We start from the raw sequence: 15,065 nt of genomic DNA, 5'->3' as shown, positions 1-15,065 counted from the left end.
CGTGTTAGCCCTCGATCTCGATTCGGGTCAAATTCTCGCGGAGAATCGGACCGTATTCATATTTACCCGGGCACACGAAGGTGCACAGCGCCAGATCTTCTTCGTCTAATTCCAAAGCGCCGAGCTTCTGGGCCATTTCGGTATCCCCCACAATCAACGCACGCAACAATTGAGTTGGCAGGATATCCAGGGGCATCACCTTCTCGTAGGAGCCCACAGGCACCATCGCGCGCTCGCTGCCGTTGGTTGTGGTCGTGAAGTTGAACAATTTGTTGCCGGTCAGTTTGGACAAATAGATGTTGAGAACGGAAAACTTGTTAGCGCCTGGTGATAACCAACCCAGGAAGTGCCGCTTATTGCCTTCTTCCAGCACCGACACCTGGTTAGCAAAGCGACCAAGGTAGGCACAGGGGCCTTCACCACGGCGACCACCGAATACAGAGCCGGAAATCACGCGAACGTCGCAATCTGTCGTCACTTCGCCATCGAGAAGTTCGGGGAGACTGGCGCCCAGACGGGTACGAATCAGGCGAGGCTTCAGGGCTTTGGGGCCACCAAGCGCAACAATGCGGCTGACGCTCAGTTCGCCGGTAACAAACAGCTGCCCGATATCGATGACATCTTGGTAGTTAACCGTCCAGACACTCTTGGAGGCGGAAACCGGATCAAGGTGATGAATATGCGTTCCGACGTTTCCGGCGGGGTGTATGCCATCAAACTGCTGAACGTCAATATTGTCAGCCTTGGGAACGGCCACATTAGAGCCCGGACGACCGGTTACGAACACCTTGCCAGAGGTAAGGCGACCCAGAATGGTCAGGCCATTTTCAAAGGCCGTCGCATTCTCAGCAATCACAACGGTAGGATCAGCTGCCAGCGGGTTGGTGTCCATAACGGACACAAATATAGAGTGCGGAGCCGTGTCGATTGCCGGCACTTTGCTATAGGGACGGGTTTTGAAAGCCGTCCACAAACCGGACTCAACCAGATTATCGACCACCTGCTGACGTTCCAGACCAGCAAGGTCCGCAGCGTTGAAGCGGGCAAAGGTCTCAGCTTCGTCACCATCAATCTCGATGACAACTGACTGGAATACCCGACGCTCACCGCGATTGACTTCTTTCACCACGCCAGCGGCAGGCGATGTATAACGAACACCCTCGGTCTTCTTGTCCGTGAACAGCAGCGTACCGCGCTTAACACGATCTCCTTCTTTAACAGCCATCGTCGGCTTCATGCCGATGTAGTCGAAACCAATCAACGCCACGTGGCGAACTGGCTTACCGTCTGTAATGGTCTGTTCGGGAGCGCCGCTGATGGGAAGATCCAGGCCTTTTTTGATCTTAATCATTAGCCTCATCCAATCATCAGAAACTAGTCTATGGATTAGTATTGCCCGGCCCCAGCGGCCCAGAATTACGTTGAGAAACGGGGAGCCAGACATACCCAAAATCGCGCCAATTATAGAGTCTAAGGCAAGCTATTTCCACCTGAAACGAGAACGGGTTTGTACCGGAACGTAATCCCGTAGTGACCAGCCGCCGTTAATAAAAAACCCGGCGACATTCGACGCCGGGCCTGTGGAGCCATTACCCTCAACTTTGACGCACTGTCTTCAGTCGCGCGTACGGGCGGGAAAAATGGGGTAAGTAATACCAGCCATCTGACTAACGACCCGAATTACCTGGGCACTGTAACCAAACTCGTTGTCGTACCACACATAGAGAATCAACCGCTTGCCCGCAGCAATCGTGGCTTGAGCGTCTACAATGCCGGCATGACGTGAGCCAACAAAGTCTGTGGAAACGACCTCCGGGGAGTTCACAAAGTCGATCTGTTTCTGCAGTTCTGAGTGCAGCGCCATCTCGCGCAGGTAGTTGTTTACACCTTCAACATCCACCTCTTTCTTAAGATTGAGGTTGAGAATGGCCATAGAAACGTTCGGCGTTGGCACCCGAATAGCGTTACCTGTCAGCTTGCCTGTGAGCTCCGGCAGAGCTTTGGAGACGGCTTTTGCCGCGCCTGTCTCGGTAATTACCATGTTCAGGGGAGCACTGCGGCCACGGCGACCACCTTTGTGGTAATTATCGATAAGGTTCTGGTCGTTGGTGTAAGAATGCACCGTTTCAACGTGACCGTCTTCAATACCGTACTCGTCGTAAATCGCTTTTAGTACCGGCGTGATTGCGTTGGTTGTACAGGAGGCCGCAGACAGGATTTTATCTTCGTCGGTAATCCAATCGTTGTTGATGCCGTAAACAACGTTCTTGATGTCGCCTTTTCCTGGTGCCGTCAGCATAACCCGGCTAACGCCTTTGGACTTGAGGTGCAGGCCCAAGCCTTCTTCGTCACGCCAAATACCGGTATTGTCTATCACGATGGCGTTTTTGATGCCGTACTGGGTGTAATCCACCTTGTCCGGACCGTCTGAATAAATAACCTTGATGAAATTGCCATTGGCAATTAGCGCCGATTCGTTTTCGTCAACACGAATGGTGCCATCGAAAGGGCCGTGCACTGAATCGCGGCGCAACAGGCTGGCACGCTTTTGCAAATCGTTGTCTGCGCCACCTTTGCGCACCACAATAGCTCGCAGGCGAAGGTTGTTACCACCGCCAGCCTTTTCAATCAGAATACGAGCAAGCAAGCGGCCGATACGCCCAAAGCCGTACAGCACCACATCTTTGGTGCCATTACTGGCATCTTCCTCAGACTGCGAAAGATATTGACCAATCACCGGGCCGATTTCTTTTTTGAGGAACTCAGCCAGATCATCGCCTTGTTCCTTAAACTTTACCGCCAGCTTACCGATATCGATGTGCGCGCGCCCAAGCTCCATTTGATCCATAGCCTGCAGGATTGGCAGGGTATCGCGTACGGACAGCTCACTGTCTTCTACCTGGCGTACAAACTTGTGGGCGCGGATAATACCGATAACCGACTGGTTAATAATGGAGCGACCGTATACGGAGGTAACAACGTTGTTTTTCCGGTAAAGACGGCCAATCAGCGGAATCATGGCCTCCGCAGTGGATTCTCGATCCATCCAGTTGGACAGGCACTGGTTCATCTGTTCGTGGCTCACGGTAGGGACCCCTGTTTCGCACGTGGAATAATTTAGGTGGGGCATTATCCAACTTAAACCGCCTAACGGCAAATACGAACTGGCACGGACATCGTAGGTTAACCGCCATGACACCGTCATCTGCCGGCGTTAGAATAGCCGCCTTATTGGCTCCCCCACACCCACAGCAGGAGAACACAACTGCCCATGAATCAAGGTGCCCCCACTTCCGCTTCACTGCAAACACTGATTGCGCCGGCATTTCCTGCAAAATCAGCAGATCATCGCACCTGGGGGCAGTTACATGGCAGCAGTGACGCCCTGGCCATTTGTGAGAGTGCGCGGGCGCATAAAGGGTTAACCCTGGTAATAACCCGCAGCACGGCTGAGGCGATCCGCCTGGAGCAATCCATGCGATTTTTCCTCGGTTTGCCGCCAGAGGAGGATGGCGCCACCGTTACAAAGGACGGCCTGGAGCTACTGTCACTGCCAGACTGGGAAACCCTGCCATACGATTTGTTCTCTCCACACCAGGATATTACCTCGCGGCGCATTCGCACACTTCACCGACTGCCAGGTATTCAGCATGGGGTTATCGTGGTGCCGGCCCGGACCCTGATGCACCGATTACCCCCGGTCAGTTACCTGCAGGGCAATACTCTCCTGCTGGAAACCGGGCAGTCTCTGGATATGGACAACTGGCGCTTGCAGCTGACAACCGCAGGCTACCGACACGCTGAAAACGTTTACGAGCACGGCGAATACGCCGTTCGCGGCTCCATTCTCGATATATTCCCCATGGGGTCGAACCTGCCCTACCGAATTGATTTGTTCGATGACGAAGTAGAAACTCTTCGCACCTTCGACCCGGAAACCCAGCGCTCCATCGATCGGATTGAGCGCATCGAGCTTCTTCCTGCCTATGAATTCCCATGGCACAAAGAGGCTCGCTCCGGTTTTCGTAACCGCTGGTTCGAGCAGTTTCCAAACGCCAACAAAGACGCTCCCATATACCAGGACGTTAGCCACGGCATTACGCCTCCGGGCATAGAATATTATCAGCCGCTGTTCTTTGAAGAGACGGCCACTCTTTTCGACTATCTACCTGAGACCACTCACGTTTTCACTGCTCAGGGTCTGAACGAGGCAGTCAGCCACTTTGATGCTGAAACCCGAAATCGTTACGAAGACCGGCGCCATGACCTTCACCGCCCCATACTTCCACCAGCCAGTTTGTTTTTGCAGCAGGATGAACTGTTTGGCCATCTAAAAGCCTTTCCCCGGGTAACCACAACACCGGAAAAAGCAGAAGGCAGTAGCGCCGTAAACTGCACCAGCGAAGCGCTCCCTGACATTGCCATGAACGCTCGGGCCGCCGACCTGCAGGCCACCTGAAGCGCTTCATAAAGACCTTTGCTGGGCGGGTACTGATTTGTGCAGAATCTTCAGGCCGCCGAGAGGCCCTTATTGATAACCTGGGCGAACACCAACTAAGGTTGCAGGGTTTCGAAAACTGGCAGGACTTTCTGGCTAATGAGAGCGCTACGCTGGGCATCACCATCGCCTCCATGGAGCAGGGTCTGGTTCTGCCTGAGCACAATGTTGCACTGATCACAGAAACAGCTCTTTTCGGCGAACGCGTGTTGCAGCGCCGCCGGCGTGAAAAACCCACAGAGATTAACGACGATGGCTATCGCGACCTGTCTGAGCTACGAACCGGCGCCCCCGTTGTACACATAGATCATGGTGTTGGCCGCTACCTTGGCCTAGAAACGATTACGGTTGAAGCAGAAGCCAGTGAGTTTCTGATGCTTGAATACGCCGGCGGCTCTAAATTGTATGTGCCCGTATCCAGCCTGCATCTGATTTCCCGCTATGCTGGCGCAGATGCAGAGCATGCACCGCTGCATAAGCTGGGCACAGAACGATGGAGCACAGCCAAACAAAAAGCTCTGGAGAAGATCCGCGATACCGCAGCGGAGCTTCTGGATGTTTATGCGCGCCGAGAAGCCCGTAAAGGTTTCGCATTTGAAGACCCCAAGGAAGCCTACCGGGCGTTTGCAGCTGGATTTCCGTTTGAAGAAACGCCGGATCAGCAGATTGCGATCGAAGCGGTTTTCGAAGACATGACCAACGAGAAACCCATGGACAGGCTGGTTTGTGGCGATGTTGGCTTTGGTAAAACCGAAGTTGCCATGCGTGCCGCATTCCTGGCCACATGGTCTGGAAAGCAGGTGGCGGTATTGGTACCCACAACACTGCTGGCCCAGCAACACTACGAATCGTTCAGGGATCGTTTCTCGGAAACACCGGTCAACATTGAGTTATTAAGCCGTTTTCGCAGCACAAGCCAGACCAACAAAGCCTTGGAGGCCATTGAAAGCGGGAAGGCCGATATTGTTATAGGAACCCACAAGCTGCTGCAGGGCGACATTCGGTTTAAAAACCTGGGTTTGGTGATCATTGATGAAGAGCACAGGTTTGGCGTGGGGCAAAAGGAAAAGCTGAAGGCGCTACGGGCCGAAGTGGACATGCTAAATCTCACCGCGACGCCCATCCCCAGAACCCTCAACATGGCCATGGGACACCTCAGGGATCTGTCTATCATTGCCACGCCCCCTGCCCGACGGCTCTCTGTAAAAACCTTTGTGCGCCAGCGGGACGACGCCATGGTGAAAGAGGCCGTTTTACGTGAGGTCCTGCGTGGCGGCCAGGTTTACGTTCTGCACAACGACGTAGCAAGCATCGAGAAAACGGCCGAGGATCTGCGGCGCCTGGTTCCAGAAGCGCGAGTGGGAGTGGCCCATGGTCAGATGCGAGAGCGTCAGCTCGAGCAGATCATGTCGGATTTCTACCATAAGCGCTTCAACGTGCTGGTTTGCACCACCATCATCGAAACCGGTATCGACATCCCCAGCGCCAACACGATTATTATCGAACGCGCAGACAAATTCGGCTTGGCCCAGCTACACCAACTCCGAGGTCGGGTCGGCCGCTCTCACCACCAAGCCTATGCTTACCTACTAACACCGCCTCCCAAAGCCATCTCGGCAGATGCAAAAAAACGGCTGGAAGCGATTGCAGAGGCCCAGGATCTTGGCGCCGGCTTTATGCTAGCACCCACGACATGGAGATTCGTGGCGCTGGCGAATTGCTGGGCGATGAACAAAGCGGCCAAATCGAGAGCATTGGTTTTACTTTGTATATGCAGTTGCTGGACGAAGCGGTAAAAGCCATTCGCGAGGGCCGTACACCCAACGCAGAACTGCCCTTGAGCCATGGTACGGAAATGAACCTGCGCATACCCGCGCTGATCCCGGAAGATTACCTGCCAGACGTGCACAACCGCTTAATGCTTTACAAGCGCATTGCCAGTGTCAGCGACCGAAATGCATTAAAAGAGCTTCAGGTTGAGATGATTGATCGCTTCGGATTATTACCAGAACCGGTAAAAAACCTGGCACGACAAACCGAACTTCGGCTTCAGGCCGAAGCCCTGGGCATAGTGAAAGTAGACGCTGGCAAGGAGTGGGCACGTCTTGAATTCGGCAATTCCACACCCGTCGACCCGCTGGTGCTGGTTAAAAAAATGCAATCTGCACCGAACACATATCGCCTTGAGGGCGCCAACAGTTTCCGTTTTCGGCTGAAGGACACCTCAACCAGTGGTAAACTCGACGGCATTTCCGAAATGCTGGGCGAACTTTTACCCGCCCAAGGCGCAGCCACGGCCTAAAAGGGCCTGAATAAAACTGGAGCAAACTCTTGCAGACTGATGGTAATCGCTTGTGTCGGCTATTGGCACACACACTACTGACCGCCCTTCTAGCGGCCACCTCAATGGTGAGCCATGCGCAGCAAACATCCGATGACCTTTACCGGGCCGAGTTCGTGATTTTGGAGCGAATCGTCGACCCTGGCGCAGTGACCGAACGCATGGTCAACCGCAAAGTTGAGCCTCCTGTAGATACAGGTAAAGCCCTTTATCGTGTTGGCCGGGGTGGCTCAGTAAGCTCGTCCCTTAAACTTGTAAACCGCAACCAGCTTCACCTTGGCAATGCAGCCAACCGGCTAGAAAATAGCGGTAAATACAAAGTGCTTATGGCTGCAGGCTGGTACGAAGCTTTCCCACCGAACTACAAAGGTGAACCACTGCGCATTGAGATTGGCGAATGGTTGGAACAGGCAGGCCAGAGAGAGATCGAAGGGAATATCACGATCGACAGGCAGCGGTACCTGCATGTTGCCGTTCACCTGAACCATTGGCAGGAAAGTAAGGTTGCGGCTTCCGCTATCACCGAACGCGACTCTGCTATAACAGGGAGCGACTCGGCTGAGGCCGTAGGCACCAGCGCCACAACAAGCGCTGAACTGAACCTTCAGCCTGAAGTACCGCTGGAACTGCAGACCTGGATTCGAGAGACCCGCAGGATGCGGAGCGAGGAAATCCACTTTCTGGATTCCCCCACCATCGGGGTTCTGGTGTTCTTCAGGAAGGTTGAGCCAAAGCAGTAAGCACACCAAGATCGGCCATCGACGTTTCGAGAATCTGTCTGACACCAGACATGCCCTGCTCGATGGCCGCTTCAATTTCTGCCATGGTAATAATGTGGTCTGACTTCCCTGCCGCCCAGTTAACTACCAACCCCAAGCACACGTACCTCATACCCAGCTCGGCCGCCAAAGCGGCTTCTGGCATGCCGGTCATCCCTACCAAATCACACCCATCCCGCTCCATGCGACGTATTTCGGCTGCTGTTTCAAGCCTTGGACCCTGAGTCGCACCATAGACTCCAAACCCGGCAAACGGCACATCATGGGCCGTTGCAGCTTGCATCAGAATGCTGCGGGCACCCTGGTCGTAAGGCCAGGTAAAGTCGATATGGGTTACCTGCTCCAGATCGCCCTCAAAGAACGTGCCTGCCCTACCCCAGGTGTAATCAATGATTTGCTCAGGGATAACCACACAGGCGGGCCCCATATCCCGATGTATCCCACCCACAGCGTTCACGCCAATCACCGTACGTACGCCGGCATCATAAAGCGCTTTTATATTCGCTCTGTAGTTCACTTGGTGGGGGGGAATCCTGTGGGGATTACCGTGCCGGGACAGGAACACAACAGACTGCCCATCAAAGCTCCCCTCGACCAGCTCTGACGAAGGCGAGCCCCAAGGTGTTTCAACGGTTCGCGCGCCCGTAATATCAAGGCCCGACAAAGTGGTCAGGCCGGTGCCACCAATAATACCAACCACACTGCTGGTTTCAGACATCAATCTCCATCTCCCGCATCCATGGATTGCTCACCTACGTCGCCCGCCTGAGTGTCATGACGGCGGCTACGATCACGCCGGGCTGCACGCTTGTTCCCTTGGGGGGCCCGCATTTCAGCGCGACTCTCTTCGCATTCGACCTGCTCGTCGCGATCGCTCTCATACTCGGAGTCCTGACTGCCTTCATTGATATGTATGGTTTGTGTCGGGAAGGCTACTTGCCCACCATGCCCCTCGATAACGTCACTGATTTTCAGCAGCACATCCTGCTTTACTTCATGATACCTAACCCATTGGGTTGTCTTGGTGAAGGCATAAACCATGATGTCCAGCGACGAGTGGCTAAACGCCAAGAAATTCACAATCAGCGTTTGCTTGTTCTCAATATCCTCATGTTTCTCAAGCATTGACCGTATGTCTGCAACAATGGTCTGCATTTGAGTGACGTCTGCATAGCGGATACCGATAGTCTCTGAAATGCGCCGGTTCGTCATTCGCGAGGGATTTTCTACCGCGATGGTTGTAAACGCCGCATTCGGAACATAAAGAGGGCGCTTATCAAATGTTCGAATAGTGGTCAGACGCCAACCAATTTGCTCCACCGTGCCCTCAATATTGCGATCCGGCGAACGCACCCAATCACCCACTTTAAACGGTCTGTCCAAGTGGATGATAAAACCGCCAAAAAAGTTGGCCAGCAAATCTTTCGCTGCAAAGCCCACCGCTATACCACCAACGCCACCGAAAGCCATCACTCCGGAAATGCTATAACCCAACGATTGCATGCTGATCAAAATCGCCGTAATAATCACCACTGCCCGGGACACCTTACTCACCGCATTAATGGTGGTGTAGTCCATGGGCTTTTGCATTTTTACGGGAGAAACAAGAATACCCTCAATCGCCTTGATTACCCTCAGCAATGCCCAAACAACAATAAATATAAAGCCAACCTGTAACACGGTTCCATTGGCCTCAAATATCACTGCTGAGGAATAATGGTGGGCCACTTCGGCCGCCCAATACACACCCTGCAACCAGACAAAAGCCACTACAGGCGTTCTGATAGCGTGAAGTGCTGCGTCATCCCAGACGTTATCGGTATTGGCGAACTTGCGCTCCAACGCGCCAATGACATGGCCGGCAATGTACGCAACGGTGGCAGTTCCGAACACCAAGGCAAACACCACGATGCCCACACGCCATGCTTCCGAGAGCACACCGAAACTCTTGATCCAACCGTTCAGGGTGGACATCATTTCTCCGATCATGGAATTCCTCGAATCAGTCTAATCAATCTGGTTTTAGCGGATCGTAACCGGCATACCCGGCCAGGCAAGGTCGAACAGCTCAATCACGTCATCATTGCGCATACGAATACATCCATGGGACAACGCCAGCCCCATGGGCTCCGTATTGGGCGTACCGTGTATGTATATAAATCTGCGAAAGGTATCAACACCAGCACCACGATTTTTCCCGGGCTCCTGCCCACAAAGCCATAATATGCGGCTCAGGACCCAGTCTCGATCAGGGTATCTGGCAGCCAGCTGGGGGCTATATATCTCGCCAGTGGAACGGCGAGCTCGGAAAACAGTATTGGCAGGGAGCCCGGCACCTATCATGGCGCGTATATAGTGCGCCCCCGCTGGGGTGCACCCGCTACCATGTTGCTCGCCCACGCCATTGAGCGCTGTAGAAACGGGGTAGCTTGCGACGATGCCACCATTGCTGTCTAGCAGAGCAAGGGTTTGATCATTTAGGCTAATGTCAATTGCGCAGGCGGTGCGGTTGCAATGCTTCAAAACGGTTTGAGCTCCCCCGAGTGATAAGGGAGAAGCCTAACCGAGACGGTACAGGTCAGGCAACCGGGATCTTGAAGTCAGCAGGGGGAACCAGAACGGTGTCATGGGCTTGCATCCCGGCGGCCAGGAATGGCACAAGACGCGCCGCAATTTCCTGAACCGTGGTTTCCACGCCCAGTTTATTGCGCAGAATATCCCGCAGAGCATCGCTACTGGACATGGTAAACGCAGTTGCCCCTAGCATAAACTGGATACGCCAGTAACGATCTACAGCTGAGAGCTCAGGTGTTGCCTCTTTAAGCAAACCCATAAAGCGGCCGAAAGGCTGACTGTATTCCTGCTCCAGAAATTTGCGCAAATGCCCTTGGGATTGAGTATACGCAAGCCCAAGAAGCCGCATGAAAATCGAAATACCCCTTTCATTCCGCTGCGGCATGCGAATGGCGCTTGCCGTAAGCGCCCAAAGCGTCTGGTTCAGCGTGGGTGGATTACCTTTACAGCTGGCCTCAAGCTCATCAAACGCGTTTCCAAGTGTTGCTGAAAACGGTGTCAAAAAGCGTCCAAAAACAGCATGAATCAGCGCATTTTTGGAGCCAAAGTGGTAATTAACAGCTGCCAGGTTTACCCGGGCCTTGCTGGTGATCATGCGCAAAGAAGTTTCTGAAAAACCCCGTTCAGCAAACAGCTCTTCTGCCGCATCAAGAATTCGGTCAACAGTATCAGACTGGGCCATGTTGTTTTCGGTGCCTCTAGCAAACGTCTGTTTGAAACATACGTTTGACGCACATTTATGTCAAGCCCTCTCCTCCGGCGCTAAGGCCACAGCCTGCCAACCTTGGTCGATGGCCGTCTGATTTCCCTCAAAGAAGGCAGCCTGAACCCGACCATACGCTTTTTCCGCCTCAAGAAGATAGATTAGATAGAGTCTTACATGCTCGCGGCGGGACAGCGCCCGAGGCAGAGCCTTTTGTTCCGATAAGCCCAAAAGCCTGCTGAACCGTGTATTTTTCAGAGCGGGATTAAAGTCTGCCATGCGCTCACATTGCCAGATTAACCCCTCTTTACTCTCAAGGTGCTCTGCATGTTTTCGCGCGTCTCGCATCATACGTTGTCGCTTGATTAACAAATCCAGATAGGACGGTGCCGAGGTATAAATGCCACGAACAACGGGAGTGCCCAACAATAAAATAATAACAAAGGCGCCGAACCCGCCCCCAGCAAGCCAGGCAGGCACAAAACCTGTAAGCCCACTTAGAAATACTGTTGCCGCAACCAGGACGCTGAACAACCACAGATCCCGACTACGGCGGGCGGCCGCAACACTGAAGTTATCTGGCCATTCATTCATGGCCAACAGATCAAAATCCATCAGCAATACACGGTCGCATTGGCGCAACATCAACCTTAATTTGCGCTGACGAGACTCAGCCCGCACCGGCCCTGCTTCTTCGCGATTTTCACCTTGCTCTTGATCAGGCGGGTCGCTCTGCGCCAATGGGGCTTCGGCTAAGCCATCTTGCTGAGCTGCATCCGCCAACGCCGGGGAGGCATTCTGAGCCACAGCTCCTGCAGGCTCACCAGGCACAGGATCAGCCGCTCGCCCTGGCCGTAATACTGCGTCCGGTGCTATTTGTGTTAGTGCCTCTGCGGCGGACGGGTTCTGAGTCATAACAATTCACCCAAGGCGTTAACGAACATCTGTTGTTTGAACATCTCCTAACAGTGTATCGACAACGCCAGATATTTCTTGAATCCGACCTCTTAAAACAGGCTCGTAGCCCAGCTAGGCTTGGCAACAGCAATCTCGCTCGTTATGCTTTCTGGCGTTTGTTGCCCACCGCTCTCTAATGAGGTCTGTTTATGTTCACAGGTATTGTCCAGGGTATTGCTACTGTTGAAGAGGTTACTGCTGCAACCGGGTTGAGTACCTTTGCAATCCGGTTACCGGATAGCCGCGCGGAGGGCATCAACATAGGGGCATCGGTTGCGATCAACGGCACCTGTCTGACCGTTACTCGCCAAGCTGGCGCTACCCTATTTTTTGACGCTATGCAGGAAACTCTGAGCCTGACAACACTTGGTAGTTTGAAGCCGGGAGACACCATCAATTTTGAGCGGGCAGCGCGCATTGGAGATGAAATTGGCGGCCATCTTCTATCTGGGCACATACACACCACCGCAAGCGTTGTTGAGATTTTGCGGCCAGAAAACAACGTGACTATTTGGTTGGAAGTCCCCGATCAGTGGGCCCGCTATATCTTTCCCAAAGGCTATATCGCAATCAATGGCGCCAGCCTGACCATAGGTGAGGTGGTAGGCAATCGCTTCAATATTCACCTGATTCCCGAAACTCTGCGGGCCACAACCTTTCGCGCAATAAATGAGGGGGCGCGGGTCAATATTGAAATCGACAGCCAAACACAGACCATCGTGGACACCCTGGCACGCCTGGGTTATGACCGCCCGGCACCAGCGTTATAAGCAGGCTTGGCAATCACCCTTGCCAAGCTTCGAAAACAACGAACTTAGGGCTAGCATCTACCTGACGGACTTGCGAAAAAAAGCGTCGCAAGCTCCGGTGGTACCCAAGGTGTCGGTTCCCCACCATCAACAAGCGACCCGTTGCAGTCAGGTTTCGGGACGCTTGTTCAAAAAGCCTCAGGGCAATATGATCCCCCACCACCCCACCTTCATGAAATGGCGGATTTAACAGAATTCTCTCAAACGGCTTGTGGTGGCCAACAATTCCATCCGCATGCTTAAACAAAGCCTTGGCGCCAGGAAAAGCAGCTTCCACATTACGGCGCGCGCTCAGAACGGCCTGACTGGAAACATCACTAAAGGTGATCTCGATATCTGGTTTTTCAGTCAACGCACTCAGCCCCAGAACACCATTGCCACAAGCAAGGTCCAGAACACGCCCGCCTGGCTCACATAGCTTCAGTGCAGGGTTGAGATGGGGCAGCATCAGCCGTGTGCCAATATCCAGTTTTTCCCGGGCAAACACCGCCGGCATAGCGGCAACGCGAGCGCCTCCGTGTTCCATCTCGTAGCCTTTCCAAGTGCCTGGCCAGCTATCCAGCGTGGCTTGGCCGGCGCCACATATGACCATCCGGGCTTTTTTTACCGCCCTGCTTACGCTTTGCACTTCTACCGCTCCGGCAAAAATATCCACACTGCGATCTGGCAAGTGCTTGATCATTCCCGCGGCCAGTATGGTTCCACCTGGTTTGAGTGCGCCATTGGCCCAGCGCAGCAGCCAAGCCAGATAGTCCGATTCGCGGGGAATTTTCATCAGAATCAGATCGTAGGTGCCTACAGGAGGCTGCAGCCAGCTGTATACCTGCGATGGTGCCTCACTGCCGGGGTTCTGGCTCGCATTGAGCGCCAGCGCAGTATTTAGCTGGGCACTGTCTGCGACGACATCCGGAGCAATCGAGGCTAACGCCAACGTTAACGCACCATACTGGTCGTCAATGACTAAAACCCGGGAAGCTGGCGCCACCTCTATGCGGTTATAAGATTCCTGCAAGAGCAGTTCGTCGGCGGCGCTCCAGGCGCGAAGGCTAGGATCATTTGTGCCGGAGCGACTCAGAACCAGGCTACCACCGGGAAAATCCAGCACAGCGATTGTCATATTAGGCATCCGGAAGGAGATTTGTTTAAAAGATGCCATTTTAGGCTGATTACTCTAGAAAATAACCTTAACGTTGGCTTGTTCACATTTAAGGAGCCTCTCCTTAAGCGCTTTCATGGTTAGCTCCATTTATTCAGGAAGCCAACCTTTTGCCCCTCACCCCAGGGGCTTTTTTTGTTATAGCCCCCGAAACGCACGATAAACCGTAAAGCGCCCGTCTTCGCGCAGACGCTCCACGCGCCCAATGTAGCGTTTGATGAGCGATTCATAAGGCAGGAAGCTGTTCGCCACCAAACGCAGTTCGCCACCTGGCTGCAAATGACGTTTTACGTCTTGTAGAAATTGCTCTGTCATGGAGGTATCGGTTTTTACACCGGTATGAAAGGGGGGGTTGCTAATAATACCGGGCCAAAGATCATCAATGCTTGCAAGGCCGTCAGAGGCAACAATCGCACCCGTCGCGCCATTACGCCGGTATGTCTCCTTTGCGCATATAACCGCTTGCGACTGGACATCTACACCGTCAACACTGGCAACAGGTGCTTTGCTCTCGGCTTGCCAAGCCTGAAGCCAGGCCCCTATAACACCTGCCCCACAGGCGAAATCCAGCAGCCGGTCAGCTCGAACCGGCTGCTCTTCCAAGGTCTCCAGTAACATGCGCGTACCATTATCCAGGCCATCCTGGCTGAAAATCCCCGGCAGCCCGGCAACCTCAACAGACACTCCCGCACTCTCAGCCGTGCCCCAGGTTAACCATTCCTGAACCCGATACCCGGGGGCCGGTTCAATGGTTTGTGCACACCACACTTGGCAGTGGCGCGCACTGTCTTCCTTGTATGCCTGAGGGGCAACCGCTTTCAATTGCTTGATTGCGCCGGCAATGCCTTCTTTTTTCTCACCTACCAGTATTAGCTGCGCATTATGAGATGCCAGCGAACGGGCAAGTGCCAGGCGCATCTCCAGCTCGGCACGGGCCTTTGGCAAAAACACAACAATGCTGTCGCAGCTGCCTTCTGTCAGCGCTGGATCATCGTAGCCAAAACACGTCTGCCAACCCTCATGCCGTGCAAGGGAACGGAAAACGCCGGCGTGCTCGCTCATAGCAAGGCCGGTAAAAGGAAGCTCTGACAACAGGTCCGCGGATGCGACTCCCAATAAAGCCAAGCGGCCGGACAACAGGTGCTGGTTTTTAAGCAGCGCCTGATGTGAATTGGGTATACCGGAGCCAGATATGCTCTGCATGGGTTGGCCAGATAAAATCTGCATGGATTGAATAGCGCCGTTTTG

General features: G+C 53.7%; 11 protein-coding genes and 1 pseudogene. 3 read left to right on the top strand and 9 right to left on the bottom strand.

Annotation, left to right across the window (positions count from 1 at the left end):
• Positions 1–4: 4 nt before the first annotated feature.
• Both BCA33_RS17085 and BCA33_RS17080 read right to left on the bottom strand, forming a co-directional pair.
• Positions 5–1,351 carry a Na(+)-translocating NADH-quinone reductase subunit A gene (locus BCA33_RS17085; RefSeq protein ID WP_071267755.1) on the bottom strand — a complete coding sequence of 449 codons (1,347 nt, stop codon included), beginning with the start codon at positions 1,349–1,351 and terminating at the stop codon, positions 5–7.
• A gap of 264 nt (positions 1,352–1,615) precedes the next feature.
• A complete protein-coding gene (locus BCA33_RS17080) occupies positions 1,616–3,130 on the bottom strand; it encodes a glyceraldehyde-3-phosphate dehydrogenase (RefSeq protein ID WP_254774541.1) in 1,515 nt (504 codons plus the stop codon).
• Between the two features lie 141 nt (positions 3,131–3,271).
• Here BCA33_RS17080 and mfd point away from each other — a divergent pair.
• Positions 3,272–6,800: pseudogene (mfd, locus tag BCA33_RS17075) on the top strand (transcription-repair coupling factor).
• A gap of 29 nt (positions 6,801–6,829) precedes the next feature.
• Positions 6,830–7,579 (top strand): CsiV family protein, encoded by a 750-nt coding sequence (locus BCA33_RS17070; RefSeq protein WP_071267751.1) that lies wholly within the window; start codon positions 6,830–6,832, stop codon positions 7,577–7,579.
• Here the strand turns inward: BCA33_RS17070 and BCA33_RS17065 are convergent.
• From BCA33_RS17065 to BCA33_RS17045, 5 genes are all read right to left on the bottom strand, one after another.
• The gene (locus tag BCA33_RS17065) at positions 7,554–8,336 is read right to left on the bottom strand and encodes an S-methyl-5'-thioinosine phosphorylase (protein ID WP_071267749.1); all 783 of its coding nucleotides are present in this window, start codon (positions 8,334–8,336) and stop codon (positions 7,554–7,556) included. The genes BCA33_RS17070 and BCA33_RS17065 overlap by 26 nt on opposite strands.
• A complete protein-coding gene (locus BCA33_RS17060) occupies positions 8,336–9,607 on the bottom strand; it encodes a mechanosensitive ion channel family protein (RefSeq protein WP_071267747.1) in 1,272 nt (423 codons plus the stop codon). The genes BCA33_RS17065 and BCA33_RS17060 overlap by 1 nt, the downstream gene beginning before the upstream one ends.
• A gap of 33 nt (positions 9,608–9,640) precedes the next feature.
• Positions 9,641–10,105 (bottom strand): L,D-transpeptidase, encoded by a 465-nt coding sequence (locus BCA33_RS17055; protein ID WP_302848232.1) that lies wholly within the window; start codon positions 10,103–10,105, stop codon positions 9,641–9,643.
• A gap of 91 nt (positions 10,106–10,196) precedes the next feature.
• The gene (locus tag BCA33_RS17050) at positions 10,197–10,874 is read right to left on the bottom strand and encodes a TetR/AcrR family transcriptional regulator (protein WP_071267743.1); all 678 of its coding nucleotides are present in this window, start codon (positions 10,872–10,874) and stop codon (positions 10,197–10,199) included.
• A 60-nt stretch (positions 10,875–10,934) separates the two neighbouring features.
• Positions 10,935–11,810, bottom strand: a complete 876-nt coding sequence (locus tag BCA33_RS17045) for a hypothetical protein (RefSeq protein ID WP_071267741.1) — start codon at positions 11,808–11,810, stop codon at positions 10,935–10,937.
• Between the two features lie 191 nt (positions 11,811–12,001).
• Here BCA33_RS17045 and BCA33_RS17040 point away from each other — a divergent pair, with 191 nt between their 5' ends.
• On the top strand, positions 12,002–12,622 hold the full coding sequence (locus BCA33_RS17040) for a riboflavin synthase (protein WP_071267739.1): 621 nt from the start codon (positions 12,002–12,004) through the stop codon (positions 12,620–12,622).
• 13 nt (positions 12,623–12,635) lie between these two features.
• Here BCA33_RS17040 and BCA33_RS17035 read toward each other — a convergent pair whose 3' ends face one another.
• Positions 12,636–13,778, bottom strand: coding sequence for a class I SAM-dependent methyltransferase (locus tag BCA33_RS17035; RefSeq protein ID WP_071267737.1), 1,143 nt, complete (start codon positions 13,776–13,778; stop codon positions 12,636–12,638).
• Positions 13,779–13,955: 177 nt separating this feature from the next.
• Positions 13,956–15,044 carry a class I SAM-dependent methyltransferase gene (locus tag BCA33_RS17030; protein ID WP_254774540.1) on the bottom strand — a complete coding sequence of 363 codons (1,089 nt, stop codon included), beginning with the start codon at positions 15,042–15,044 and terminating at the stop codon, positions 13,956–13,958.
• Between the last annotated feature and the right edge of the window lie 21 nt (positions 15,045–15,065).

Source organism: Marinobacter sp. AC-23 (assembly GCF_001858325.1).
Lineage (GTDB): Bacteria > Pseudomonadota > Gammaproteobacteria > Pseudomonadales > Oleiphilaceae > Marinobacter.
This window is presented reverse-complemented; position numbering and strand designations above follow the sequence as displayed.